24 protein-coding genes are annotated in these 26,083 nt (G+C 57.5%); 13 read left to right on the top strand and 11 right to left on the bottom strand.

Annotated elements, in window-relative coordinates; genetic code table 11:
• Window positions 1-9: 9 nt before the first annotated feature.
• Both EXR70_00295 and EXR70_00290 read right to left on the bottom strand, forming a co-directional pair.
• Complete coding sequence (locus EXR70_00295) at window positions 10-1,569, bottom strand: ABC transporter permease subunit (GenBank protein MSP36912.1); 1,560 nt, start codon at window positions 1,567-1,569, stop codon at window positions 10-12.
• A complete protein-coding gene (locus EXR70_00290; protein ID MSP36911.1) occupies window positions 1,566-2,333 on the bottom strand; it encodes an ATP-binding cassette domain-containing protein in 768 nt (255 codons plus the stop codon). The genes EXR70_00295 and EXR70_00290 overlap by 4 nt, the downstream gene beginning before the upstream one ends.
• Window positions 2,334-2,388: 55 nt before the next feature.
• On the opposite strand from EXR70_00290, the gene egtD reads away from it, so the two are divergent.
• On the top strand, window positions 2,389-3,417 hold the full coding sequence (gene egtD, locus EXR70_00285; protein MSP36910.1) for an L-histidine N(alpha)-methyltransferase: 1,029 nt from the start codon (window positions 2,389-2,391) through the stop codon (window positions 3,415-3,417).
• 55 nt (window positions 3,418-3,472) lie between these two features.
• Here the strand turns inward: egtD and EXR70_00280 are convergent, their stop codons facing one another.
• The 3 genes from EXR70_00280 to EXR70_00270 are packed head-to-tail and all read right to left on the bottom strand — an operon-like array spanning window position 3,473 to window position 5,973.
• Window positions 3,473-4,444 (bottom strand): fatty acid desaturase, encoded by a 972-nt coding sequence (locus EXR70_00280; GenBank protein ID MSP36909.1) that lies wholly within the window; start codon window positions 4,442-4,444, stop codon window positions 3,473-3,475.
• A gap of 1 nt (window position 4,445) precedes the next feature.
• Window positions 4,446-5,090 (bottom strand): LysE family translocator, encoded by a 645-nt coding sequence (locus EXR70_00275; GenBank protein MSP36908.1) that lies wholly within the window; start codon window positions 5,088-5,090, stop codon window positions 4,446-4,448.
• Window positions 5,091-5,103: 13 nt separating this feature from the next.
• On the bottom strand, window positions 5,104-5,973 hold the full coding sequence (locus EXR70_00270; protein ID MSP36907.1) for a hypothetical protein: 870 nt from the start codon (window positions 5,971-5,973) through the stop codon (window positions 5,104-5,106).
• Window positions 5,974-6,171: 198 nt separating this feature from the next.
• Here EXR70_00270 and EXR70_00265 point away from each other — a divergent pair, with 198 nt between their 5' ends.
• The 4 genes from EXR70_00265 to EXR70_00250 all read left to right on the top strand — a co-directional run bounded on the left by EXR70_00265 (window position 6,172) and on the right by EXR70_00250 (window position 10,765).
• Window positions 6,172-7,200: an amidohydrolase gene (locus tag EXR70_00265; protein ID MSP36906.1), complete on the top strand. Its 1,029-nt coding sequence runs from the start codon at window positions 6,172-6,174 to the stop codon at window positions 7,198-7,200.
• A gap of 108 nt (window positions 7,201-7,308) precedes the next feature.
• Window positions 7,309-8,304 (top strand): ABC transporter substrate-binding protein, encoded by a 996-nt coding sequence (locus EXR70_00260; GenBank protein ID MSP36905.1) that lies wholly within the window; start codon window positions 7,309-7,311, stop codon window positions 8,302-8,304.
• Window positions 8,305-8,620: 316 nt separating this feature from the next.
• A complete protein-coding gene (locus EXR70_00255; protein ID MSP36904.1) occupies window positions 8,621-9,454 on the top strand; it encodes an ABC transporter substrate-binding protein in 834 nt (277 codons plus the stop codon).
• 153 nt (window positions 9,455-9,607) lie between these two features.
• On the top strand, window positions 9,608-10,765 hold the full coding sequence (locus tag EXR70_00250) for an amidohydrolase (protein ID MSP36903.1): 1,158 nt from the start codon (window positions 9,608-9,610) through the stop codon (window positions 10,763-10,765).
• Window positions 10,766-10,998: 233 nt separating this feature from the next.
• Here EXR70_00250 and EXR70_00245 read toward each other — a convergent pair whose 3' ends face one another.
• From EXR70_00245 to EXR70_00235, 3 genes are all read right to left on the bottom strand, one after another.
• Complete coding sequence (locus EXR70_00245; protein MSP36902.1) at window positions 10,999-11,583, bottom strand: hypothetical protein; 585 nt, start codon at window positions 11,581-11,583, stop codon at window positions 10,999-11,001.
• 94 nt (window positions 11,584-11,677) lie between these two features.
• Complete coding sequence (locus tag EXR70_00240; GenBank protein ID MSP36901.1) at window positions 11,678-12,496, bottom strand: alpha/beta hydrolase; 819 nt, start codon at window positions 12,494-12,496, stop codon at window positions 11,678-11,680.
• Window positions 12,497-12,548: 52 nt separating this feature from the next.
• Entirely contained in the window at window positions 12,549-13,709 is a 1,161-nt protein-coding gene (locus tag EXR70_00235; protein ID MSP36900.1) for a hypothetical protein, read from the bottom strand.
• Between the two features lie 200 nt (window positions 13,710-13,909).
• On the opposite strand from EXR70_00235, the gene EXR70_00230 reads away from it, so the two are divergent.
• From EXR70_00230 to pal, 6 genes are all read left to right on the top strand, one after another.
• Window positions 13,910-14,617, top strand: a complete 708-nt coding sequence (locus EXR70_00230; protein ID MSP36899.1) for a hypothetical protein — start codon at window positions 13,910-13,912, stop codon at window positions 14,615-14,617.
• A 68-nt stretch (window positions 14,618-14,685) separates the two neighbouring features.
• Window positions 14,686-15,840 (top strand): aminopeptidase P family protein, encoded by a 1,155-nt coding sequence (locus EXR70_00225; GenBank protein MSP36898.1) that lies wholly within the window; start codon window positions 14,686-14,688, stop codon window positions 15,838-15,840.
• A 405-nt stretch (window positions 15,841-16,245) separates the two neighbouring features.
• Complete coding sequence (locus tag EXR70_00220; protein ID MSP36897.1) at window positions 16,246-17,520, top strand: MFS transporter; 1,275 nt, start codon at window positions 16,246-16,248, stop codon at window positions 17,518-17,520.
• Entirely contained in the window at window positions 17,520-18,797 is a 1,278-nt protein-coding gene (locus tag EXR70_00215) for an MFS transporter (protein ID MSP36896.1), read from the top strand. The genes EXR70_00220 and EXR70_00215 overlap by 1 nt, the downstream gene beginning before the upstream one ends.
• On the top strand, window positions 18,794-19,216 hold the full coding sequence (locus tag EXR70_00210) for a VanZ family protein (protein ID MSP36895.1): 423 nt from the start codon (window positions 18,794-18,796) through the stop codon (window positions 19,214-19,216). Before EXR70_00215 ends, EXR70_00210 begins: the two co-directional genes overlap by 4 nt.
• Window positions 19,217-19,307: 91 nt before the next feature.
• Entirely contained in the window at window positions 19,308-19,868 is a 561-nt protein-coding gene (gene pal, locus EXR70_00205; GenBank protein ID MSP36894.1) for a peptidoglycan-associated lipoprotein Pal, read from the top strand.
• Window positions 19,869-19,916: 48 nt separating this feature from the next.
• On the opposite strand, the gene EXR70_00200 is transcribed toward pal, so the two are convergent.
• Genes EXR70_00200 through EXR70_00190 form a run of 3 tightly spaced genes read right to left on the bottom strand, consistent with a single transcriptional unit; the run spans window position 19,917 to window position 23,616 of the window.
• Entirely contained in the window at window positions 19,917-22,499 is a 2,583-nt protein-coding gene (locus tag EXR70_00200; protein MSP36893.1) for an FtsX-like permease family protein, read from the bottom strand.
• 55 nt (window positions 22,500-22,554) lie between these two features.
• Window positions 22,555-23,241, bottom strand: a complete 687-nt coding sequence (locus EXR70_00195; protein MSP36892.1) for an ABC transporter ATP-binding protein — start codon at window positions 23,239-23,241, stop codon at window positions 22,555-22,557.
• Window positions 23,242-23,250: 9 nt separating this feature from the next.
• Entirely contained in the window at window positions 23,251-23,616 is a 366-nt protein-coding gene (locus EXR70_00190; GenBank protein ID MSP36891.1) for a DUF309 domain-containing protein, read from the bottom strand.
• Between EXR70_00190 and rlmD the strand changes: the two genes are divergently transcribed.
• Both rlmD and EXR70_00180 read left to right on the top strand, forming a co-directional pair.
• Window positions 23,579-24,997 carry a 23S rRNA (uracil(1939)-C(5))-methyltransferase RlmD gene (gene rlmD, locus EXR70_00185; protein ID MSP36890.1) on the top strand — a complete coding sequence of 473 codons (1,419 nt, stop codon included), beginning with the start codon at window positions 23,579-23,581 and terminating at the stop codon, window positions 24,995-24,997. The genes EXR70_00190 and rlmD overlap by 38 nt on opposite strands.
• Window positions 24,998-25,011: 14 nt before the next feature.
• On the top strand, window positions 25,012-26,001 hold the full coding sequence (locus EXR70_00180) for an ABC transporter substrate-binding protein (protein ID MSP36889.1): 990 nt from the start codon (window positions 25,012-25,014) through the stop codon (window positions 25,999-26,001).
• The last annotated feature ends 82 nt before the right edge of the window (window positions 26,002-26,083 follow it).

The raw sequence follows: 26,083 nt of genomic DNA, 5'->3' as shown, positions 1-26,083 counted from the left end.
ACCCCACCCTTAACGCAGAAGACCTTTGCTCAGCAAGAACTCCCGCGCGACTTCTTTAGCTTGGCGCTTTTCGCCGTCCACGGCGTAATTGAGCTTGCGCATTTCGTCGACGGTGAGAATCGCGCCGAGCCGCTTCAACACTTCACGCAGCGCGGGATATTTTTCTAGCGTCGCTTGGCGCACCACCGGCACGGCGTCATAGGGTGGAAAGTATTTGCGGTCGTCGGCCAGTTGAAACAATCCGTAACGCGCGATCAAACCGTCGGTGGAATTGCCCGCGATCAGATCGACCTGTTTTTCCGCCAAGGCGCGATAGGTGAGCGACAGATCCATCTCGCGGGTTTCTTCGAAGTGAAAACCGTAGGCTTTGGAAAAACCCGGATAACCGTCGGCGCGGGACATGAAATCTTGGCCGAAGCCGGCGCGCCATTGCGCCGACACCTTCGCCGCATCGCTGACGGTTTTGAGATTGAACTTGCGCGCGTCCTCGCCGCGCACCAAAATCGCGAAGGTATTGTTGAAACCCAAGGGCTCGGTCCAAACGAAGTTGAACCGCTTGGCATACTCGCCCTGAACACGCCGATAAACTTCCTGGGGATCGGCGATGGGCTTCTCTTTGAGTATCGCCAGCAGACCCGTGCCGGTGTATTCGGCGTAAAGATCGATCTCGCCGGCGATCATCGCTTCATGCGCCAAGTTGCCGCCAAGATCGAAGCGGCGCACCACCTGGGCGCCGGTTGTCGCTTCGATCGCCTGGGCGAGAATCTCGCCGAGAATCACCTGCTCGGTGAAATCCTTAGAACCCACCGCGATGCGCGCGCCGCTCTTGCCAATGAGAAAATAGCTCGCGACCAGAACCCCGCAGCCAAGCGCCGCAGCCGACCAAACCAGTTTGCGAGTATTGATTCTGATCGCGCCGCTTAGCTGAATCGCCCGCTCGACATAACCCAAAAGTAAATCCGCCGCCAAGGCAATCAGCGCGGCGGGCAGCGCGCCGGCGAGGATCAAGACATTGTCGTTGGCGCGCAAACCGCGAAAGATGTAGCGCCCCAATCCCCCGGCGTCGATGGCGGCGGCGATGGTCGCCGTGCCGACGCAGATCACCGTGGCGACGCGCACGCCGGCGATGATCACGCCGAGAGCCAAAGGCAATTCCACTTGAAAGAGCAGTTGGCGATCGGTCATGCCCATGCCGCGCCCGGCTTCGCGGATCGCCGGATCGACGTTGTTGATGCCGGTAAAGGTATTGCGAATGATCGGCAACAGCGAATAGAGCACCAAAGCGACGATCGCGGTGTGGGCGCCGATGCCGCCGACAATCTTGACCCCGAAGAAATAGAAATTGAGCGGGATCAAAAAACCGAACAGCGCCAGACTCGGCACCGTCTGCATGATGTTGGCGAAGCCCAACACCGGTTTGCTGAGCCCCGGTTTGCGGGTCAAGAGAATCCCGAGGGGCACGCCGATCAGGATCGCGATGCTGGTGGAAACGATGACCAGAAACAAATGTTCTAAGATCAGCTCGCCCAACTCGCCACGATTGTGCGTGAAAAATTCCAGCAGGGTCACGCCGGCCTCGCTATATTCTGGCCGTCGTGAAAGCACTCGGCGAAGGCGCGCGCCTCGGGATGGTTCGATTCGAGCAACTCGGCGGGCGGCCCAAGTAAAATCATTTCGCCGTCCTTGAGCAGGGCGATGCGATTGGCCAGCACGAACGCTTCGGCGATATCATGGGTGACGAAAACCATGGTCTTGCCGAGTTCCTGCTGGAGATTTTTGAACTCCCGTTGAATCTCGCGGCGGGTGATTGGATCGAGGGCGCCGAACGGTTCGTCGAGCAAAATCACCGGCGGATCGGCGGCCAGCGCCCGCGCCACGCCGACTCGTTGGCGCTGGCCGCCGGATAGTTCCCTGGGAAAGCGGCCGGCAAAACTGTCAGCGTTTAGGCCAACTAGATTTAAAAGTTCGCGCGCACGCAGTTGAATGCGTTCAGCGGCCCAGCCTTCCAAGCGTGGCACCACGCCGATATTCTGTTCGATGGTCAGATGGGGAAACAAACCGATCTCTTGGATCACGTAGCCGATGCGCCGGCGCAGTTGGATCGGATCCCAGTCGACTGTCGCTTTGCCTTCAACTTCCAGCCGTCCCGAGGTCGGATCGATCAACCGATTGATCAGTTTCATCGTCGTGGTCTTGCCCGAGCCGCTACGGCCGAGTAACACCAAGGTCTCGCCGGCGCCGACGTCGAGATTGAGATTGGCCAGCAGCTTCTTACCGCCGGGCAGTACGAAATTGACGTCGTGAAATTTTATCGTGCTCGATGGATTAGACATTGAAGCTCGCTCGGGGTCGCATCGTTGGTCAATTTCTTTTATAGTCTCCCCGTCCATGAAACAACCGACACCGCCACGTATTTTCGCCACCGAGCAACGACTCCATTGGCTTTCGCACCATCCCGGCATCTGGTCGTTAGCCGGCGCCGATCTCGACGGCGCACCGACGATGTCGATCTTGACGACCCTTTGGGATCAGCCGCGCTGGCTCGAAGCTTATCATCTTTATGACGACACCGGCTCGGAACTGTTCGAAGAGATCTGCGAGTTACCGGAATATTATCTGACCCGCACGGAGAATAGCATCCTCGAAGCCCGCGCCAAAGACATCATCGCCAGCGCGCCGGTTGAATGCATCGTCGAGCTCGGCGCCGGCTACAGCAAGAAAACCGTCCATTTGCTCACCGAGCAACTGGCGCAACGGCGCCATTGCATCTTTGCCCCCATCGATGTCAGCGCCGCCGGTCTGCTCGCATCGCAAAGCGCTGTGCAAAAAGATTTTCCGCAAATCGAATTTCACGGCATTCACTCACGCTACGAAGCAGGCTTCGGCGCCATCGATAAAAACCTGCCGACCCTATTCGTCTTTCTCGGCAGCACCATCGGCAACTTCAATCTCACCGACTTCCCGCGCTTTTTTCGCGCCCTGTCGGCGGCCATGGGGCCCAACGATTATTTGCTGCTCGGCGCCGATCGCGTCAAAGATCCGAAACTCCTGGAAGCCGCCTACAACGACAGCCGAGGCATCACCGCCAAGTTTATCTTAAACGTCTTTCAAAACATCAACCGGCGCATGGCCGGTAACTTCGATGTCGAACGAATGCGCTACGACTCGTGGTTCAATCCCGAGTGGCGGCAAATTGAAATGCACGGTGTCGCCACCGCCCGCCAACGAATTCGCTTCGCCGATAGCGGTGCGAATTTCGAATGGCAGGAAAACGAAAATATCCTCGTCGAGATCAGCCGCAAGTTCGATCCCAACCGCTTGCAAGAACAGTTGGGTTTCTTCGGCCTAGCGCCGGTGGCCCACTTCACCGATCCCAACCAATGGTTTTCCGTCCTGCTGTTTCGCAAACAAAACTGAGCCGAATTTAGAATGTCCCGTAGGGGCGCGGCATGCTGCGCCCGTCCCACCCATATCATTCCGCGCGCAAGCTCAGTGCCACACCGCTCTGAGGCAAGTCCTGCAGCGCGATGGGGCCGCCGAATTGGCTGAGCGCGGCGGCGAAATAGCCGCCTTGAACCTTGCCCGCTTGCACCGCGAACGCTTTCGGCAAATGAATCCACGAGATCGCCGGGTTGATGTGATGGATGCCGTGCAGATTGAAATTAAGCAACAGTTTGCTCAACGGCGCCGGCAAACACAGATTTTTGGCGTAGAATATATCGCTCACCGGCGTCGCGTAGTGATAAACGTTATCGAGAAAAGAAATCAAAAAGCCGCGCGCCAATAACAGCGCTAGAAGCATCGGCCAGTTTTCGCCGTAAAGCCAAAACGATAACGACAGCCAGGTCAACGTTAGCAATCCATCCACGCGAATCTCGCGCAGCGCTTCGGCGCCAAGCCAGTTCTGCATCAAGATAGCGCTGACGCTTTGCGGCGGCATATAGCGCGCTTTGAACCATTGCAACCAAGCGCGCGGCAGCAGAAACAACATCGGGCTCACCACCTCGACTAAATACAGCCCAATTAAAATCTGAAAAAAATATCCCGGCGCCGCCGCGGCTTTGGTACTTTTGTCACGATCGTAATATTCCGTTCCCTCCACTGGCAGGCGATTCAATTTATGATGCAACAGATGGCTTAGGCGCAGAATGCGAAACGGCGAGCCGAACAAAATCGCCAGGCCGCGGCCGATGACGCCGTTCACGCGCCGGTTCGCATGGAGCAGATCGTGTATCGCCTCGTGCAGCAGACTCCAGAACGGATTATTGAGCAGCGCGAATGGCAGTAGCGTCCAACCCCAGGGACGCGCACTCGGCAGTAGCCAAAGCGGCAAAACGACAAACTGATAAACATTGACGAGAAGATAAGAGCCCGCCAACACGCAGTTGACCGCTGAAGGAACCGCGCCATCGTGGCGCACTGACGAATCTTGCGGGTTGGCCATGTTAGAACTCAATGCCGATCATGGCTTTCAGCGGCGTCAAACTGAGCAGAATCGCGATGCCGAAACCGCCGATCAGGACACCGGAGATGCGATGCACCCAATGAACCAAGCGCAAGTCGAACTTACTGCGGCAGACGGTCATCGTCACGAACATCGCGACCCACCAGGAAGCCGAGCCGACAAACACGCCGCAGGCAAGCGCCGTGGCAGCGAAATAGCGGCCGTGCAAGCTCGGCACATGCAAACCGGCGTAAATCGCGATGAATGAAAGTATCGTTACCGGATTGGAGATGGTCAAAAAAAAAGTCGTCGCATAGGCGTTCAACAGGCCGCTGACTTGGCCCGACGCGGCTTGCGCTTTAGGCTCCGTCCAATAAGTCTGCCAGCCCAAGTAGCAGAGAAAAATTCCGCCGACGACGCGCAAGGGAATTTGATAATCGCTCAAGATGCCTGACACCAACGAAATTCCTAGCGCGGCGATCCCCGCAGCCAAGGCGTCCGCCGTGGCCACACCGAGTCCCGACAACAATCCGCACAGCGCGCCCGTGCCAAGCGCGCGGTTGATGCACAGAATACCCAACGGTCCCACTGGCACGGCGACGACGAAACCGATGAGGATACCTTTAATGACGAGATAGACTGACATGGTGGATGAAGGTTCAGCCGGCGCAGCGAAAACTGATGTTATGATGGCCGCCGCGCGGGTTGCGCGACACATGGCGCCCGCGATGAGTCGTGGTCAATTCGTCGGCGCGCCCATCTTGACCGCCGCCGCGGGTGACGCGCACCTGCTCGCGGCTGAGATCTTCGCGGCCGTCATTCGATCTGTAAGGATACGGCAGATAGGCGCTACTCACCCACTCCCAGCCATTGCCCGCGCCATCGAGGATGCCGTAGGGACTGACCCCCTTGGGAAAACTTCCCACCGGACGAAAATCGTTCCAGCCGCCGTTGAAATGCGCCCGCGTCCCATCCGGCGGTTCGTTGCCCCAGGGATATTTTCGCCCATCGGTGCCGCGCGCCGCCTTCTCCCATTCAGCTTCGCTGGGCAAACGTTTGCCGCGCCAACGACAAAACGTCAGCGCGCCATGCCAAGACGCTTCGACGACGGGATTATTTTCAAAACCAACGTCCGCTTGCCACGTGCCATCGCGCCGATGCACACGGGCGTCGTTGTCCTCGACATCGAAATAATTTTCTCCCTTGGCTCCCTTGGGACCGATGTCATTGAGAAACTCGGCGAACTGGGAATTGGTAACCTTGGTACGATCGATGAAAAAAGCCGCGACATCGACTGAATGCTGCGGCCGTTCATCTTCTGCTCCATCTTTGCTGCCCATCAAAAAAGCCCCGCCGGCCACGCGCACCATGTCCTCCGGTTGCTTCGAATTAGCACTCATCGAAATCGCCGCCGTCATAAGCGCCAATGCAAAAATTATGATACCGCTAAGCGATCCCATGCAGACAACTCCAACCGCGTCGATCCTACGCAAAGGTTTTTGTCTTCGCAAGCAAATCTGGACGAACATTCCACCACCGCCACAGGGGCAAGGCACGCCTTGTTCCTACGATTCCGATTCCTTTTTTGTGCGGTTTGCGCTCTTTGCGGCTAATCATCCGATGCGTCTACTGCGAAATAATTTTTACAGCAATTCCGATCAGCTGTTGACAGCCGACCCCAAGCTTCACTATGCAGGAGGAAATGCAAAGCATTGGGAGGCAGAACCATGGCGCACAAGTATGTCGATTGCGACGGCCACGTGATGGAGAACACCGACGAGATCATCCGGCTGGTCGGCGAGCCGTTTAAAACCACCGGTCATATGAATCCGCGGCGCGTCTTGCCGAGTCTCGACCGCTTTCACACACCGCGCTTGGAAGAGCGCAAACCGGGAACCTTCGATCCCAGCGTCGGCCCGGAGAAGTGGGTGCAGTTTCTCGACAAGATGGGTTTGGAATTTAGCGCGCTTTTCCCCACCGAAGGTCTCGCCTATGGCCAAGTGGTTTTTACCCCATGGGCGATCGCTTATGCGAAAGCGTATAACGACTGGCTCGCGGCGAAATATTTGAAATACAATTCCCGCCTCAAAGGCATCGCCTTGATTCCCCTGCAAGATGTTTCCGCCGCGGTATTAGAATTACGCCGCGCCGTCAAAGATCTCGGCATGGTTGCCGCCATGCTGCCGTCCAACGGACTCAACCCGCACTTGAGCGCCAAACATTTCTGGCCGGTTTATGAAGAAGCCGCCAAGCTCGATTGCGCCCTCGCCGTCCACGGCGGCTGTTACGGCGATCTCGGTTTCAATTCCTATACAGTCTTCCCCGCCACCCGCGCCCTCGGTATGCCGGTGCCGCTGGCCATCGCCGCCACGGGCATGATCGTCGACGGCGTGCTCGATGAATTTCCCGACCTGCGGGTCGGCTTCTTGGAAGGCGGTACCTGCTGGATACCGATGGTGCTCGACCGTCTCTCCCGAGAACAGGAATACGGCGGGCTAAGAATCAAACGCAAACCGGTGGAATATTTTTCCAGCGGCAAATTATTTTGCAGCTGCGAAGGTAACGAGAAAGCGCTAGCCTACGCCATCGAGCGCGTCGGCCCCGAGCCTTTCATGTTCGCCTCGGATTTTCCCCACGAGATTTCGCTGGACAACTGCTTGGAAGAAATCGACGAGATCGTCGTGCGCAAAGATTTGAAGGACGAACACAAAGCGGCGATCCTGGGCGACAACGCTCGGCGCTTTTACAAAATCTGAATCCCTCGCTACGCGCTGCGCGCTACTCGGGAAATCGGATTAATTCTTTCCGGTTCCCCGAGTAGGCCGTCACTCCTTATCGAGGGGTTCTTCTTGAGGTTAATATCAATGAAAAATTTGCTACGCTCCCTGACATTACTGGCTTCGCTGCTAATTTTCGCGGGCTCTACGTTCGCCCTCGACAAGATTAAATTTCCCTACTCACCGATTTCCTATCACAGCCTGCCTTTTCTAGTGGCCTATGAAGCGAGGCTGTTCGAGAAGCATGGCTTGGAAGTCGATCCGATATTCGCCGGAGCGTCGTCGATGATCGTGCAGTCGATGCTCGCCGGCGAAGCCGATCTCGCCGGTATGGCGGGTCCGGCGGTGATTTCCAACGTGCTCAAGGGCGGCGACGTCATCCAAGTCGCCGCGTTGGTGAAATCCTTCAGCGTGCCGCTCTACGTCCAGCCGTCGATTACCCAAATCGGGCAATTGTCCGGCAAGCCCGTCGGCGTAACCCGCTTCGGCTCGGTGTCCCATTTCACCGCGAAGGCGATCTTGGACCGGTCCAATGTTAGCGACGCCGTCATCGTGCAAACCGGCGGCTATCCGGAGTCCATGACCGCGCTCAGCACCAACGCCATCGCCGGCGCCATGATTCCGGCGCCGCAAAGCGTCGTCCTGCGCGAAAAAGGTTTTCGCGAGCTGGTGAGCATCAAACAGATCCGCGACATGAATATCCGTTTCATCGAACAAGGCATCGTCGCGCGGCGCGGCTACGCCGACAAGAACGCCGATGTGGTCAAACGTTTCATCGCCGCGGTGTACGACGGCTTGAAGAAGATTCACGACGATAAAGCCTTGGCCGTCAAGGTGCTCGGCAAGTACACTAAAATTAGCCGCACCATCATGCTCGAAGAAAGCTATCAGGCCGGCATCGACGCCTTCGCCAAAGACCCGCGCGTGCCGCCTGAGGTTTTCAAGGATCTCGCCGAGCAACTCGTCGGTCTGAAGTTGATCGATGGCCAGGCAGCGCAAAAGACTCCACTGACAGCTTATTACGACAACCGTTACGTCGACGAGTTGGAGAAAAGCGGTTTTTTCAAACGGCTCTGGCAATGATTTAGCAAATTGCTGAAAAAAGTTTCGGAATGCTTCGAGAGCCACAGCATGAACGGAAAATCTTCAATGATTTTAAATCCCCTCCGTTCGTCCTAAGCTTCGTCGAAGGACTCCTACAGGCTTTTTCAGTATACTGGCAGAAATCGGTTCCCATTGCCCATCGCGAGAGGGTCGCGCCATGCAGCAGAAGCGGCAAATCCGTTTAGCGTTAAACGCGGTCATGATCGCCTAGACGGCGGGCGTAAGCGTAGCGAATGCTCAAACCCCGAGCCCGACACTCGTCGCCTACGCCGGCCAAAACGAAACCGTCGGGCCCATGTGGGTCGGCATTGAGAGAGGCACGTTTAGAAAATACGGCCTTGACGTTCGCCTCGTGCAACTGCGCAACGGCTCGCTCAGTATGGCGACGCTCTCGTCTGGCCAAGTGCAATACAACTACGGCTCGCCGGCCAACGCGCTCAGCGCCGCGGCCGGCGGTATGCGATTGCAATGCGTCGCCTCACCGGTGCAGAAGATTCCCCGGGAGCTAATCGCAAGAAAAGAAATCCGCACGCTGGAAGAGTTGCGCGGCAAAACCTTCGGCGTGCAAAGCATCGGCGGCGGCTTTTGGTTGCAGACCATGATCGCTTTGGATTTTCTCGGTATCGATGCGGACAAGTACGATTTAAAAATGCGCATCCTCGGCGACACCGCCACGGTCACCCAGGCCCTCGGCAACGGCGGCGTCGACGCCAATGTTCTCGCCGATATCGGCAAACTACCGATACCCTATCAAGGCACGACCATTTGCTTTCTGCGCGACACGCCGTCGAGTTCGCCGGACACCATCACGCGCTTGCTCAAGGGCCTGATCGACAGCGTCCTGCTGATCCACGACCCCGCAGCCAAAACCGACGTTACGGAGATCCTGCGCAAGAGTTTTCGTTTCCCGCGCCTCGAAGACGCCGAAGCCTCCTACAAAGTGCTGACCCAGATGGCGACCATCGAACTCATGCCCGATCCCGCCGCCTGGAAAATCGTCCAGCGCATCGTCGCCAAGATCAATCCCAAAGTCACCCAGGTCGACATCAACCAACTCAACAACCCGGCCTTCGTGCGCGCTCTCGAAGAAAACGGGTTTCTCGCCGAGGCGCGGCGCAAACTGCGCTGAACGATGAGACAGGATATTCACCACGAAGGACACGAAGATCACGAAGGTTGAAGATTAAATTATCCGAACCCTTCGTGTCCTTCGTGCGCTTCGTGGTGAACAAAACAATTTGAACATGGCACCGATGAAACACTTGAAAAGGAAAATTTGATTATGCTTCAAGGCTACCGAGTATTTGACGCCGACGCCCATGGCTCGATCAATCCGCGTATGTGGGAGGACCTCCCCGAACAGTTTCGTGCGCGCCGGCCGCGGCCGGTGACGGTGCACGACGAAACCGGTTTGGGAAATTTCAACGCCGGTTGGTTGATCGAAGGGTCGCTCGAACCCCACGCGCTTGGTCCCGGCGCCCAGCAGGCGAACACGCCGCGCAACGTGCTGAGCGAATTCGGCGCCGATATGAAGCGCGAGCACTGTTCGGTCGGCAGCATGACGCTCAACGATCCCCAGGCGCGGCTGGCCGACATGGAGCGCATGGGCTTCGACGCTCAGATGTTGTTTCCCAGCACGCTTTATGCGCATATGACCAGCGATGCGGAATTCGAGGCCGCGTTGTTTCGCGCTTACAATCGCTACATCGCCAAACAATGCGCGGCCAATCCGACCTGGCTTAAATGGTCGGGCTTATTACCGCTGCGCGAGCCGCGCGAAGCCTTGGCCGCTATCGAAGAGATGCAGCGGCTCGGCGCCAGAGCAGCCGTGGTCTTCGGCACCGCCGGCGAACGGCTGCTTTCCGATCCGAGTTTTCTGCCGATCTGGGATAAGTTCGCGCGTACGAAGCTGCCGCTCTGCGTGCACATGGGCATGAGCTATCCGCCGCTGGCGCAGTTGGGACGGAGCATTTACGACTGCCACATCATCGGCATGTCGCTACCTGCACAGTTGGCCTTCATGGCCATCGTCGGCCACCGCTTGCTCGACCGCTATCAGGATTTGAAAGTCGCGTTTCTCGAATTCGGCGCCGAATGGATTTTCTACATGGTCTCGCGCATGGATCATTACTTGCCCCTCGACCGCGGCGCTCACCCGTTTGGCCTGAGCATGCCCAACGCCGGCGAACTGCCGCGGGCGAGCATTCGCGAATATGTGAAGTCGGGGAGAATCTTCATGGCCGCCGAAGCCGACGATCGCATGCTCCACTTGCTCTTCGAATTGATCGGCGAAGACCACGTCCTGTTCTCCTCCGATTTCCCCCACGGCGAAGGCAGAGACAACGCCGCGTTGGAAATCCTCGAACGGCAGGATCTGACCGAAAGGCAAAAGCAAAAACTGCTCTACGACAACACCGTGCGGCTGTTCGGCGAACCGTAGCGTTCGACAACGGCATATTTCACCACGAAGGCACGAAGAACACGCAGGGATTCTCGTAGGATGCGGTGAGTCCGCGAACCGCATCGAGCACGCGCGATTTACCGACGATGCGGCTCCCTGCGGTCGCCACATCCTACGAAGGCTGTTCCGCGAGCCGTAGATTTCACCAGGAAGATACGAAGCAGACGAAGGAGTTATTATAGGGGCGAAAAATCTTTCGACCAGTTCCCGAGCTAACGCGTGGATAATGGCAACTGCGGATCGTGATGCAGCACAGGGTCGATTGCCCTTATCAGTGGAACTAACGACTTTGTGCGATAATGAGTAAAGCGCATGGTAAACACAGTTCCGTTGTCCGCATTTTTACATGTCCTAAATATGAAATAACCTGCTCTCATAAACGTATTGTCGAGTAGAATCACATGTAAAGATGCTTCGTTCCAATCAATTTGGCATGCTTCAGTAGGCGTAGGCTTGACTTCGTCTTGCGCGGCTTCCAAAAACTTTCGGATGAATTCCTTGTCACGGCTCTCATATAGAATGTCCCGCTCAAAAAGTTCTTCAAGACTAAAAATTCGATTCGCCCCATTTGGAATTTTATCTCCTATCTTATAGATAAGCATGCCATCAACCGTGTTAGCACTGCCGTGCCCTGCAATCATTTTATAATCCCATGCCATTGTTGTCAGATAGTCTGAGTACTTTGAATCTAGTCGCCAGGGTGCCTTCCACTTATCCTGACAGCCTGCGAAAGTGGTCGCGAAGACAATCAAAAAAGTTAATCGGGCAACGATGTTCGGACAAAATAATTTGACCATATTAGTTGCCTCACCTTGGTCCGCTAGCGCTAACTCTTCTTGTCAGCTCGTACAGGTGCCGACCCTAAAGGGTCTGGAAGGTGAAAGCTAGAGATTAACGGCGCGACAGCGATGCAGCGAATTTCTCAATCAGCGCGTTGAAACGCTCCGCTTCATCGACGAACAAAGTGTGGCCGGCGTCTTTGAAAACTTCTACCTGCGTCCCAGGCCGGTTCTTCTGCAGGTTTTGCGCCTGCTCTTCAAACTGCGGCGTTACCACATAAAGCAGCGGCTTTTTAAATGCGTGGGCGATTTCTTTCCAGTGTGTGCGCGGAAACGGATAGGACAACAGCGCGATACTGCTTTCCACCGGCATGCGCTTGGCGCCGCCGATTAAACGCGCGACTTCATCTTCGCTCAACGGTTTCTTGAAAATCGCTCGGACAAACCCGTCGAGAGTTTTGTCGCGCTCGTCGCGCAGCGCCTGTAAAAAAGTCCCGCCCGGCGCCGGCGCCGGTTCTTCGCCCACCGAACTGTCGACCAATACTAGACCGGCCAGCCGTTCGGCGCCGAACATGTGAAGGTATTGCAGCGACTCGATGGCGCCGAGCGACCAGCCGACCAGCAAGACGTTTTTTAATGGCGCAAGAAATTCTTGTAAGTCGGCGGCGCGCCGCTCCGCGGTGAAACCAGCCGCCGGCACTTCCGACTCGCCTTGGCCGCGCGGGTCAAGCGCCAGGGTGTGATACCGCCGGCTAAAATGTTCGATTTGATTTTGCCAGATCGCCGCCGGCATGGACCAGCCGGTGATCAGCGCGATGGTGATATTGGAATCCTTCGTGTGTTGCGAACCGGCTTCAAGCAGCGATAGCGTCACGCCGTCGCTGGTTTGAAAGGTGCGTCGAGAGATTTGCGTGGCACAGCTTTGCGCCATAAGGGCGAGACAAGCTCCGATCAGGAAAAGCGCCGGCGAAGCTCTCACTCGATTACTGACGATGGGCCAACATCAAAGCCGATTGTTTGCTGCGCCAATGATAGCCGAACGGGAACGGCAAGTCGGCTTGGTCGGGAGCGGCCTTGAACGCGCTTTCGAGATCTTTTTGATAGGCGTATTCCATCGGCCGAATCGGCTTGCTGTACCTGCCGAACAACTTCACATGCCAGGGCGCTTGATTCAAAAAGCGGTAAGGTATCCCGGTATCGTCCTGCACGACTAAATCGGCTGATTCCAAAATCGTCGCCCGAGTCTTGGCGAACTGGCCATCATGTAACAGGTAGGATGCCGACTTGATCAGCGCGGTGGCCGGTTTGTACTGGCCGACCCAATTGAGAAACTCGGGATAATAATCGAGCGCTTTATCCGTGGCGTCCAAGGAAAAATAATAAAGCTGCTGAATTCCGGCCGCGGCCGGGTTGGCGAAGTCGACGCGCACGCCGCGCAGCAACAAGCGCGGCCGCTTGGCGTCTGGAGTGTCGTAGGCACGGTTCAACTCGGGAAATAAATCGATGGGTTCGATGCGCACGATGCGCCGGTTCATCAACGCCATCATGGTCGCCATCACCGGCACCGTGCCGCGCACCCACGGCGTGGTCAGCTGCTTGGTCATGTAGGAGGTAATAAAATAATTACGCTCGAAGATGTCGCGAAAGGCGCCGCGCACGTCGGTTAGTAGTTTAATAAACTGCACCGTGGTTACCGATTCCATGTCGGGCAGCGCGCCGGGCCGCTCCAAACTGAAAAACACATAGCGCGCGTGATCGGGAAACAGCGCATAGGCATTGATAAAGTCCGGGCCGCTGAACGGGTAGAGCATGGTCTTTTTCGCAGCGCCGGTGACTTTCACTTCGTGGTCGCGCCACGTTTCCATGGTATTGAGCCGGCCGCGCACCAAAGCCCATTGACTGGTCATCCATTTTTGATGCTCTTTCCAAGCATCGAGTTCGGTAAAGCGATTGAACGCAGGCTCAGGAGGATTGGGCATGATGCCGGCCAGCAACTGCGCCGTGGCCGTGGCACGCCGGTTAAACTCTTGTGGCTCTGTGCCCGCCGCTTGGCTGTCCCGACCGGCCAGCAGCAACCCGACTACGACACTCAAACGAAGCCATTGAAGAAATTTAATCGAATTCATTTCTGCTTTAAGATTCATAAGCTCTAGCTGGTACTCCAGGTTATCCCTTTCATTATTGCCGACACCTTGGCCGGGGTGGTTATCGATTAGACGTAAGGATAACATTTTATTTCAGCGATGTCTCTTGATTTGCCGCGACGCGGGTCAAAACGCTTGCCAAAGCTTCCCATCGCCACCAGCTTGAGATAAGAAAAGTTCACAGCAGTTAAGGAGGCTCCATGTCCGGTTGGAAAGCACGCATCGGCTATCTCTCTCCCTCGGTTTTCGAAACCCCCTCGGATTGGGATTTGATCCTTCCCGAAGGCTTCACCATCGTTTCGTCGGGACTGAACGTTCAGTCGCACACCGAAAGCGAATTTAACAAGGCGATCGACGCCCTAAGCGCCGGCTTGGGAATTTTCAAGGCTGAAGAATGCGACGTCATTTTGATGGGCGGCATCACGCTGGGCACTCAGCGCGGCTTCGCCGCAGAGCAGGAAGTGGTCGACCAACTTTCGCGCCAAGTCGGCTTGCCAGTCAGCACGGCGATGGGCGCCACGGCCGCGGCGCTGAAATATTTGCAAGTTAAAAGCACCGTGATTGTCACGGCTTATAAAGATTCGATCAACCAAGCGGTCAAAAAATATTATGACGACGGCGGCGTCCAAGTAAGGGCGATCAAAGGACTCGAAGTTTCAAAGCCGGTGGATCAAGTAAAACTGCCGGACTACGCATCCTACAAAGTCGCCCGCGAACTGTTTCGCCAAAACCCCGATGTCGATAGTCTCGTGCTCCAAGGCCGCTGGCGCACCGTCGGCTATGTACAGCAACTGGAAGATGACACCGGCCGGCCGGTCGTTGCTTCGACGGCGGCGGCCTTGTGGTGGGTGCTGCAGACCCTGGGCATGAAAATTCCCATTCCCGGCTACGGCCGACTGCTGGCCTAGACCGAAGCAACCGCCGATCGCGAAATCGCCGCGGCCCAACTGACAATTCACATTAGGAGTTCTTAACTATGCGCCAACGATCCGACTATCCGACATTTTCCGACGCCGAACTGAATCGCCGCCATCGCGCTTTCTATGCTCTCATGGAACAGGAAGGCGTTGATGCCGCCGTGATTTACGGCAGCGGGCGTTATTCCTCCGACATTTATTGGCTGAGCGATTGGCCGAGCAGCCGGGAAGCTTATCTGCTTATGCAAACCGGCAAGCCACCGGTGATCTTGATGCAGCTGTTCAATCACTACCCAATGGCGAAGGTGATGTCGTGGATTCCCGACCTGCGCTGGGCCGGCGCGAATACTACGAACAGCGTCGTCGAATTAATCGCCGAGCGCGGCCTGGAAGGAAAAAAGATCGGCCTGGTCGGATCGATCTCCTATCAGGTCTTCAATCGGCTGCGCGAAAAATATCCCAACGCGACTTTTGTCGAACTAGGCGGCAAGCTGCGCATGATGCGGACGATCAAGAGCGACGACGAAATCGCACGCATCCGCACCGCCTCTAAGCTCACCGACCAATCGATCCAAGCGCTGGCCGAAGGCTTGCACGCCGGCCTGCGCGAAGATGAAATTCCCGCGATCATCGAACCGGTTTATCTAAAAGCCGGCGGCTACGCCGGGATTCATTTCATCAGCAGCATGCCGATGGCGAACCCGGACTTCTGCGTGCCATCCCAGTTCCATTCCAATCGCAAGCTGCAAAAAGGCGACGCCTTGATCAGCGAGATCAGCGGCGCCTACTCCGGCTACAGCGGCCAGATCCACCGAACCTTTTCCATCGGCGAGGGCCCCACGCCGAATTGGCAAAAAATGCACGACGCAGCGATGGAAGCCTTCGACATTTTGTCGAAGGTAATCAAGGACGGCGCGACCACCACCGAAGCCGAAGAAGCGGCGGAGATCATTCACCAGCGCGGCTACAGCACCTACGACGATCTAGTCCACGGCGTCAATCAATATCCGCCGATCTTTCAAACCAAATCCCGCAAGCGCCACGACTCGCGCGAGATCACCTTTCGCGAGAACATGGTGATCGTCATCCAGCCCAATCTCATGACCTACGACGAAAAGATGGGCCTGCAATTCGGCGAAACTCTGGTGATAAAAAAATATGGCTGCGAAAGTTTGAACGCTTACCCGCGCCAGTGGGTGACCTGCAAGGGATAAAGTTTAGCTTTTTTGCCAGAAACGAACCTTGATTGCCGTTTACACGGGAATGACGGCGAGCGCACCGGAGCCGGACAGATTTCTCCCTACGGTCGAAATGACAACCTGGGGTGCAAGCCATTATCCAGATTGTCATCCCGAACGAACGTGAGGGATCTAGTCTCAAAACGAAGATTGATTCACCACAGAGCACACAGAGATCACAGAGAAAATACTTTTCCGAACTCTGTGTTCTCTGTGTGCTCTGTGGTGAAAAAATCCCCCAGCGACATTCGTGCGTTCACCCAACGACAACCCAGAAACGCGGCTATCAGCGATTTTCGCAGACCGCGTTGACAGACTTCGCCTCCCTCGGATAGGTTGAAAAGAATTCGCCTCGCTGGAACTTTCCCTACCGATACACCGATGACCAGCAAACTCACCGCACAGCTCAACGGCCTTTTTTACGGCTGGCGCATGGTTGCCGCCGGTTCGGCGATCCGCATGCTCGGCGGTGGCTTTCATCTTTACGGCTTCACGATTTTCTTTCTGCCGATCACCAATGAACTAGGTTTATCGCGCGCCCAGACCTCGTTAGTTTTTTCCTTGGCCCGCGCCGAAGGCGCCATCGAGGGGCCGCTAGCCGGTTATGTCATCGATCGCTTCGGGCCCCGGCCGATGATGCTCGCCGGCATTTTGCTCTCGGGCTTGGGCTACATGCTGCTTGCCACCGTGCAGAATTACACCGCCCTACTGACAATCTATCTGTGTGTCATCTCCCTGGCCTTCTCCGCCGGCTTCATGCACTCGCCGATGGTCTTGGCGAATTCCTGGTTCATCCGCCACCGCGCCATGGCGATGACGCTGATCAGCAGCTCCATCGGCATCGGCGGCACTTTGATCACGCCATTGCTCGCCTACTCCGTGCAAACCTGGGGTTGGCGTCATGGCGCTTTCATCGCCGGCGCTTGTCTGATCCTAGCGGGAATCCCCGTAGCGCTCTACGTCAAGCGCTCCCCCGAAGCCATGGGCCTACTCCCCGACGGCGCCCCGCCAGCCGAACCAAAAGATAAATCGCCAGCAATTTCCGAACACGATCAGGAACACGCACTCGAATCCGATAACGAATTCACCCTAAAACAAGCGCTAAAAACCGCCGCCTTCTGGAAACTAGTTCTCGCCACGACCACCCGCGTCGGCGTCTTTAATTCGATCACCGTGCACTTCGTGCCGATCATGGTCTGGCGCGGCGCCAGCGAGGCGCGCGCCGCGGCGATGCTCGCGACCATGGCGCTGATGAGTTTGCCATCCCACTTGCTGGTTGGTTGGATCGCCGATCGCGTGCACAAACCGACGTTGATGGCGATCTGCATGTTCATCGGCGCCGGCGCCGTGGCGATCTTGGCCTACGGCGAAAGTGAATGGACACTGTGGCTGTTCACGATTCTCTTTACCTTCGTCGAAGCCTTGTTCCCGGTGAGCTGGGCGACCGTGGGAGATTTTTTCGGCCGCAAACATTTCGCCACCATCCGCGGCAGCATGAGTTTTTTCTATCTCTGGGGGCCAGCCCTCGGTCCGGTGATCACCGGTTATGTCTATGACCGCTACCAAAGTTACGCGCCACTGATGTCGGCTTACATCGCCGTCGCCATCACCGCGGGTTTGCTCTACGCCACGCTGCGCCCTCCGAAACCGCACTGATGTTTCAAGCAATTCCCGACAAACTCCGCGGCCTCTACTTCGGCTGGCGTATGATCGCGGTCAGCTGTGCCATCCGCGTGCTCGGCGGCGGCTTGCACGCCTACGGCATCTCGGTGTTTTTTTTGCCGGTGACTGAAGAACTGGGCCTGACGCGCACCGCGACATCGCTGGTCTTCTCGCTGGCGCGCGCCCAAGGCGCCTTGGAAGGACCGGTCGCCGGTTACTGCATCGACCGCTACGGGCCGCGTCCGGTGATCGCCATCGCCATCGCGCTGGCCGGCGTCGGCTACCTGCTCTTGGCCGGTGTGCACAGTTACACCATGCTGCTGATCGTCTACATGGGCATCATCTCGCTCCCCTACCAAGCCGGTTTCATGGACGCGACGATGGCGTTGGCCAACACTTGGTTCATCCGCAAACGCGCCTTGGCCATGTCGATCACCAGCGGATCCATAGCCCTCGGCGGCGCGCTGCTAACGCCGTTTCTCGCCTACGCAGTACACAGCTGGGGTTGGCGCAGCGCGTCCATCGGTTCCGGCATCGCCTTTCTCCTCGTCGGCTTACCGCTGGCGTTTTGCGTTCACCGTTCACCCGAAAGCCTGGGATTATTGTCCGACGGCGATACCGCACGTTTCAACGAAACGAAAGAAAATCGTGACACCGCCACGGCAACCGCCGCGCGCGAGCTGTCGCTCAGCCAAACGCTCCACACCCATCAATTTTGGCTGCTGACCGTCGCCACCACCCTGCGCGCCGCTTGCTCCAGTGCCGTACTGGTCCACTTCGTGCCGATCCTGGTTTGGAAAGGCTACTCGGAAACCGAAGGAGCTTTTTATTTGAGCGTCATCGCCATCTGCGGCATGCCGACGCATTTATTGATCGGCTGGCTCGGCGATCGCTTCGACAAACCGCGCTTGATGGCCGGCTTCATGCTGCTCGGCAGCGTGGCGATTTATTTTTTGTTCAACGGCAGACAGCTATGGCAGCTGTGGATTGCGCTGTTGCTGTTCAGCGTCTTCGAAGGATTGTTTCCGACTACTTGGGCCACCGTCGGCGATTTTTTCGGCCGGCACAACTTCGCCAAGATTCGCGGCAGCATGAGCTTTCTCTACACTTGGGGCAGCGTCCTCGGGCCGCTGCTCGCCGGCATTGTCTACGACCGCACGCGAAGTTACCAGATGCTTTACTGGGCTTTGATGGCGATCTGCTGGCTGACCGCGCTGCTTTATTTTGCCTTGTTGCAACCGAAGCCGGCTCAAGCGACGGCTAGCGCATGATGAAAAGCTGGGGACCGGTGGCCGGTTGGATGGCGGTGATTTTCTTTTTCTCCGGCGATAATTTTTATGGCGCCAACACCGCCTCCTGGCTCGAACCGCTACTCGCCGCACTATTTCCCGCCCTCAGCGCCGCACAATTCGCCGCCATCCATCTCACTCTACGCAAGCTCGGCCACTGGAGCGAATATTTCATTCTCGCCAGTTTGCTCCTCCGCGCTGTGCGCCGGGAATTTCCCAAGCGATCGCCCATCGTCCGCGGGCTCTGGTGCATTGTCATAGCAACGATCTACGCGGCGAGCGACGAATGGCATCAAGCCTTCGTGCCGAGCCGCAGCGCCAGCTTGGCGGATGTCATGATCGATTCCTTCGGGGCAATCTGTGGTGCGATTTTTTCGCGGTGGACTGGCGAACTCAAATGAATCGCCACGCGCGACAATAATTGGCAAAAAAACTTGACAAGCCGCGATCAAATCGCGAGGATGATCTATAACTTTTTATTATTCGCTGATCATGTTCAATCTAACAATTCGCTCTAGAAGTTTCACCGTCGGCTATTTTTGCGCGGCTATCGTTCTCGCCGGGTGCACAGCCAACGAATCGCCGATCGCCAACTTGTTCTCGACATCGACCTCGCTCAACCCGGCGCCAACCACGGTCGCGGCGCGCTCGCCGTCGGCCTTGGAAGCGATCAACCGCGGCGTCGCCGCGGTCACCCCGCCGGGCGCTGCGCTGCAAGATGTCTATTACAAATTCGACAGTGTCGACCTCGAAGCCGAGGCCCAGGAAGTGCTCAAGAAAAACGCCGCGTGGATGAAAGCCAATGCCAAAGCCAGAGTGGAAGTCGAAGGCCACTGCGACGATGTCGGCTCGGCGGAATACAACCTCGCGCTAGGCGCCAAGCGTGCCCAAGCGGCGAAAGCTTTCTTAATCGAACAAGGCATCGCCGCCGACCGATTAGTGACCATCAGCTACGGCAAAGAAGCCCCCGCCTGCTTCGAAGCCAGCGAAGAATGCCGCGTGCAAAACCGCCGCGCCCGCTTCGTCATGTTCACCGAACTGCCGACCTCGTAGCGAGAATCGGAGATTCCCCGACTTTGCGTTCTTTGCGGCTAATCGATCTTATTCATACCCGATCGCAGTGACGATCGGCGTTGACGCCGCTTGTTTCGCCGGGCCCCAGCCGGCGAGGCCGCACAGGATTATCGCGGCGAACACCGACAAACCGGCGATGCCGTAAGGATAATAAAACTGAAACGTCCAGCCGGTGAGCAACTTGGTGTTGTAGACCACATGATGATAGGCCATCAGCGAGCCGGCGAACAGACCGAGTAGACCGCCGATCAAACCCATCGCTGCCGCTTCCATGACGATGCTGCGCCGCACTTGCACCTGAGTGGCGCCGATGGCGCGCAACACGCCGATCTCGCGGCCACGGTCGAGCACCGACGCTAACATAGTATTGATCACGCTGAAGATCGCGACGACGATGGCGACGATTTCGACGGCGTAATTGACCACGAAGGATTGCTCCATGATGCGCACGACGGCGTCCTTGAGTTCGCGGTGGCTGCTGATGAACAGTCGATAGCGTTCGCCGTAGTCGTCTTTAATGCGCTGAATCAGCGCCGGCATGTCGGCGCCAGGTTCCAACCAGAGATCGAAAGCATCGACCAATTCATCGCGCCAATATTTTTTATAAAGCGCCCGATCGATCAGCACGCTGCCGATATCCGACGAGTAGTCGATGTAGACCGCCAACACTTTGAAGGTCGCCGGGCCGCTCGGCGTGACGATCTCGATGTCGTCGCCGAGGTTTTTCTTAAAGCGAGTTTGAAAGCTTTCGCTGATGATCGCGCCTTTGCCTTCGGCCATCTCGCGCAACGCCCGCGCGCCATTGCCCTCAGCCATCGGCAGCGTGCGCACGCTCGCCGAGGCCACCGCGGAAAACGATTCGACGACGATGGGTCGGCCTTGATAATTGGCCCGCACCAACCGATAAAGATCGACGACCTTGACTCCCGGCAACGCGCGCAAGCCCGCCGTCGGCTCTTCGTGCAACGAGACATTGCGCGGCCCGGCGGTTCGGGCGCCGGAGCTGATGATAATATCCGCCGTCACCATCTGATCGACCCACGCTAGGAGCGAGCCGCGCACGCTGTTGACGAAGGCGGCGATGGTAAAAATCGCTGCCAAACTGATGATCAACGTCGCCACCGTGATCGCCGAGCGAAACGGATTACGGCGCAAGCTGTCCGCTGCTAAACGGCTTTCAGCCCAGCTGATACCGGGAAAGCGCAGCGATGAGCGCCAGAAGCCGCGCACCGCATGATGAATGATCAGCGGCGCGAAGAAGGCTAGACCGAGCAAGAATATCAACATACCAACGACGCCGAAGCTAAATTGGCGCACCGCGCCGGAAATCAGCGGCGCCGCGCCGATCAGCGCCAGCGCGACGGCAAAACTGATGATGCCAAAGCGCGTCGCCCAAGACTTGCGCCCGTCAAACACCGGCCGCCACAGAGCTTGGCGGGCATTTTCCAGCGGGCTGATCGAAACCGCATCGAGGGCCGGATGCAACGCCGCGAATAGGGCGACGCCGATGGCGCTCGCCAAAGCCAGGCCAAGCTCGCGCGGCGTGAGACTGCTGCCGCTGAGACCGATGGAAGAAAAAAGATTACGCACGGTCTCGCCCACGGCCAACAGCGCGGCTTGCGCCAGCGCCCAGCCGATCACGCAGCCGATGGCGGCGCCGACGATGGCCAGCAATAACGCTTCGACCACGATCAGACGCAACAGCTCGCCGCGCCGCATGCCGATGCAACGCAGGGTGCCGAACTCCCGTTTGCGCTGGACCACGGACACCGCCACCGTGTTGTAGATCAGAAAAAAACCGACGAACAGCGCGATCAAGCTAACGAAGAAAAGTCCGACCCGAAAGGAAGTGAGCAGCGACTCGATCTGTTCGCCGCGCTTTCTCGGCCGCTCGACATCGACGGCGCCGGCGAGGCGCTGGCGCAGGCGCGCTTGCACGCTTTCGATGGACGCGCCCGCTTCGACGGTAATGTCGACGATGTCGAGTTTGCCCTGTTTGCCGAAAGCACGTTGCGCGGTAGGCAAATCCATCAAGGCGAAGTTGCCGCCGAACACTTTCGCCGTGCCGGTTTCTTTGAGCAAGGCGCGCACGCGATAGACCTGTTTGCCCAGGCTGGTGTTGAGCGTGATCGCCGAGCCCAGTAGCAAGCCGTAACGGTGCGCAAACGTTTCGGTGAGAGCGATGGAGTCCGGCTGAGCGATAAAATCTAAGGCGCCATCGAATCCAAAATCAGCGCCGACAAATTGATGATCGCGCATGACGAAATCGGTCAGCAAGTCGACGCCGTAAACATAGAGCCGCTCCGAGGGCACACCGCTCACGGGCAAAAAGCCGTCCACCGCCGCGGCGACATCGGCAACTCCGTCGGTGTCGCGAACGATCGGAAACAACGCCTCGGCAAAACCGCTCTCGCTGTTGCTCACCTGCAACACCGCCCTACCGGCGATCTGTTCGATGGTCGATTGAAACGAAGTGGTGAGCGAACGATTGACCAAAGCGATGGCGACAATCACCGCCACGCCCAGCGCCATACCTAAGAAAGTAAGTAGCGTGCGCAGCCGATGGCGCCGCACATGACGCCAGGAGATGGTAGTTAATAAACGCAGCATGCAAATACGGTAAGGGGTAAAGGGTTAGGGGTAAGGCGCATCGAAGAAAGCGGGGTTACCCTTCACCCTTCACCCCTGCCGGTTCCAATCTTCCGTCGCGCAAATAAATCCGCCCACTGGCAAATCCCGCCGCCTCGCCACTGTGCGTCACCATCACCACCGTGCAGCCTTCTTCTTGATTGATTTGGCTGAGCAGGGCGAGAATGCTGGCGCCGGTCTTGGAGTCGAGGTTGCCGGTGGGTTCGTCGGCGAGCAGCACCGGCGGATTGAACGACAGTGCGCGAGCGATAGCGATGCGTTGGATTTCGCCGCCCGACATCGCTTCAGGCAAATGATGTTGGCGATTGTGCAAACCGACTTTGGTGAGCAGCGCATTCGCCCGGCCGTCGGCTTCCGATTTGGATTTACCGTCGAGCACGAAGGGCAGCGCGACGTTTTCCAGCGCGCTCAGCGTCGGCAGCAAATTGAAAAACTGAAAAACAAAACCGATCTGCGTGCGCCGAAACAGCGTGATCTCGTCGTCGGCCATCTGGCCGATCAAGCGGCCGTCGACCAACAATTCACCGCCGCTCGGCCGGTCCAAACCGCCGATTAAATGCAGCAGCGTGCTCTTGCCCGAGCCGCTCGGCCCCATCACCGCGGTGAACGAACCCTTGGCGATCTCCAATGAGATCCCCGCCAGCGCGGTAATCCGATTGTCGCCCTGCTGATAAACTTTGTGAAGGTCGCGGCAGCGGATCATGCGGGTTGGTTAGCAGAACAATGCGATGGTCGGCGGCAACAAGACATCGACGGCGTTGGGTTCGCCGGCTTCCAACTGCGCCAAGTTGGCGCGTACGGCGCCGATCAACGACTCGACGTTGATGCCGTAGTAGACCGGCTCGAAGGGCTGAAGCTTTTCTAGTCCCGTACGCCACAACTTGAGCGCGCCAACCGGCACACCCTGTTGCAACTTGTAATAGCCGGCGGCGACTTGAATGATGCCTTGATAAAACTTGCGGTCTTCGCCGCGCTCTTCGAGCCACAACTCTTCGAGGGTCTCATGACACTCAAAAAAAAGCTGCCGGTTAAACTCCTCGATGCCTTTGATAAAGCGCGGATCGTCTTGCGGTTCCATGTCTTGCCGATGTTTTTTCTTTGCCTACTTTGCGTTCTTTGCGGTTAAATGTTCTTGTTTCTTTGTCCGGATTGCACAGATGGCACAGACTAACGCGAAAGTTGAACTCAAACCAGAGGCCGAGATCGTTATCGACGCTCTCGCCTACGGGCCTTACGGCGTCGGCCGCCTGGATGGCAAGGCGGTGATGATCGCCGACAGCGCGCCTGGCGATAAGCTCCTGGCGCGGATTGTCGAATCCAAAGAGCGCTACGCTATCGGCGAAATCCTGCGCCTCATCGAGCCCTCGCCGCTGCGCCAAACACCGCCCTGCCCTTACGTCGGCCGTTGCGGCGGCTGCTCCTGGCAGCATCTAAACTATCCGGCGCAACTCAAAGCCAAACAGCAAAGCGTCGCCGACGCGCTCGGGCGCATCGGCAAGCTCGGCGATTTTGAACTGAAGCCGATCATCGCCGCCGACGATCCATTTCACTATCGCCGGCGCATTCGTCTGCAAGTCGGCGCCGATGGCACTTTGGGATTCTTCGCCCCCGGCTCCCACAGCATTGTCGAAATCGACTCCTGCTCGATCGCCGACGCGCGCTTGAACGCGCCACTCGCTGAACTGCGCCGTTGGCTCAACGAACTCAACGGCGCAATCGAACATTTGGAGCTGGTCGGCGGCGATGAAGCTAACGAACTCGTCGCGGTCGCCCAGCCAGCCGAGTCGTTTCTCACTGGCAACGAGTCAGCCTGCGAACGATTGGTCGGCGCCGACAACGGCATCGGCGGCTTGATCATTCAAACGCGCCACGAACGAAAAGTTTACGGCCGCACGCTGATCACCGTCAGACTCCAAGGAGAACTCACGCTCGAAGTCGACGCCGATGTCTTCACTCAAGTAAACAGCGACGGCAACCGGCAAATGATCGAGCAACTGCTCGCCGCCGGCGATTTTAAACCCCAAGATAAGGTTCTCGATCTCTACTGCGGCGCCGGCAATTTCACTTTGCCAATGGCTCGTCGCGTCGCCCAGGTGACGGCTATCGAAGGTCATCGCGCGGCGATTGCCAGCGGCGAACTCAACGCGCAGCGCTATCGGCTGGAAAATATCGAATGGCAATGCGCCAGCGTGCCCCAAGCAGTGGCGCGCCTAAAACGCCAACGGCAGAGCTATCACAAAATCGTCCTCGACCCGCCGCGCACCGGCGCCAAAGGCATCGAAGCCGACTTGGCCGCGCTCAAAGCCGAGAAAATTATTTACGTCTCTTGCAACCCGACGACCTTGGCGCGCGACCTGGCCAACCTCGCCAAGCTGGGTTATAAACTTCGCTCAGTGCAACCGATCGATTTTTTTCCCCAAACCTTTCATGTTGAATCGTTAGCCGTGATGACGCGTTAAGGAGGACCACGAAAATGCGAATCGCCGACAAAATCTCATTGTCCATTCTGCTCGTCTCCATCATGACCATCGGCTGTCCCAGACACGCCAGGTCCGCGGACCGGTTGATCGGTCTTCACTCGGCGCAAGTGTTGTCGCAGTCGATGCCCTGGATCGCGCGGGAAGCCGGCCTGTTCAAGAAATACGATCTCGACTTCAATTTAGTTTTCATCCCCTCGTCGCCGGTCGCCACCGCGGCGACGTTGAGCGGCGATGCCGAGATCGGCGTCACCGGCGCGGTTGCCAACGTCCGCGCCATCGTTCAAGGCAGCACCGATCTAGTCTTCATCGGCGGCATGAAAAATTTTTTAACCCACAGCATCATGGGCAAGGCCGACATCAAGAGCCCGCAAGATCTCAAGGGCAAGAAAGTCGCCGTCGGCCGCTTCGGCGGCAACACCCACTTTTTCGTCGTACAAGCGCTGAAACGTTTGGGCATGGATGCCAGCCGTGACATTCAGACCATTCAAACCGGCGGCGGACCGGAAACGGTCGCAGCGCTGCTCGGCGGCAACGTCGACGCCGCTGGATTGGTAGCGCCGGGAGACTTTCAGGTGGCGTCTCGCGGCTACCGTTATGTCGTCAACGGTTTTGATCTCAAGATTCCCTACGCCGCGACCTGCGTCGTCACCCTGCGCTCGTTGATCAACAAACGCGGCCCGGTCATCGGCCGCTTCATGCGCTCCATGGCGGAAGCGTCGAGAATCATGCACACGGACCGAGCCTTCGTTTACAAGGTGATCGGCAAATACATGCGCATCACCGACACCAAAGTGCTCGATGCCGCCTACCAATCCGAGATCCCCGCGCTGGAGCAACGTTTGGAAATTCATGAAGCCGCGCTGCAAGCGTCCCTCGACGAGATCGCGCCTCTCGACGCGCGCGCCAAAGCGATCAAGCCCGCCGACATGATAGACCGGCGCTATTTGGTCGAGTTGGAAAAGAGCGGCGCGTTTGGCAGATAGGCGATAGGCATGAGGCAACAATCAATAGCGGTATTTTCAAGCCGATCTGCTTGGCGAATATCTTATCGACGCCCAGTGCGAG

Source organism: Deltaproteobacteria bacterium, from assembly GCA_009692615.1.
Classification (GTDB): Bacteria; Desulfobacterota; Binatia; order UBA9968; family UBA9968; genus DP-20.
This window is presented reverse-complemented; position numbering and strand designations above follow the sequence as displayed.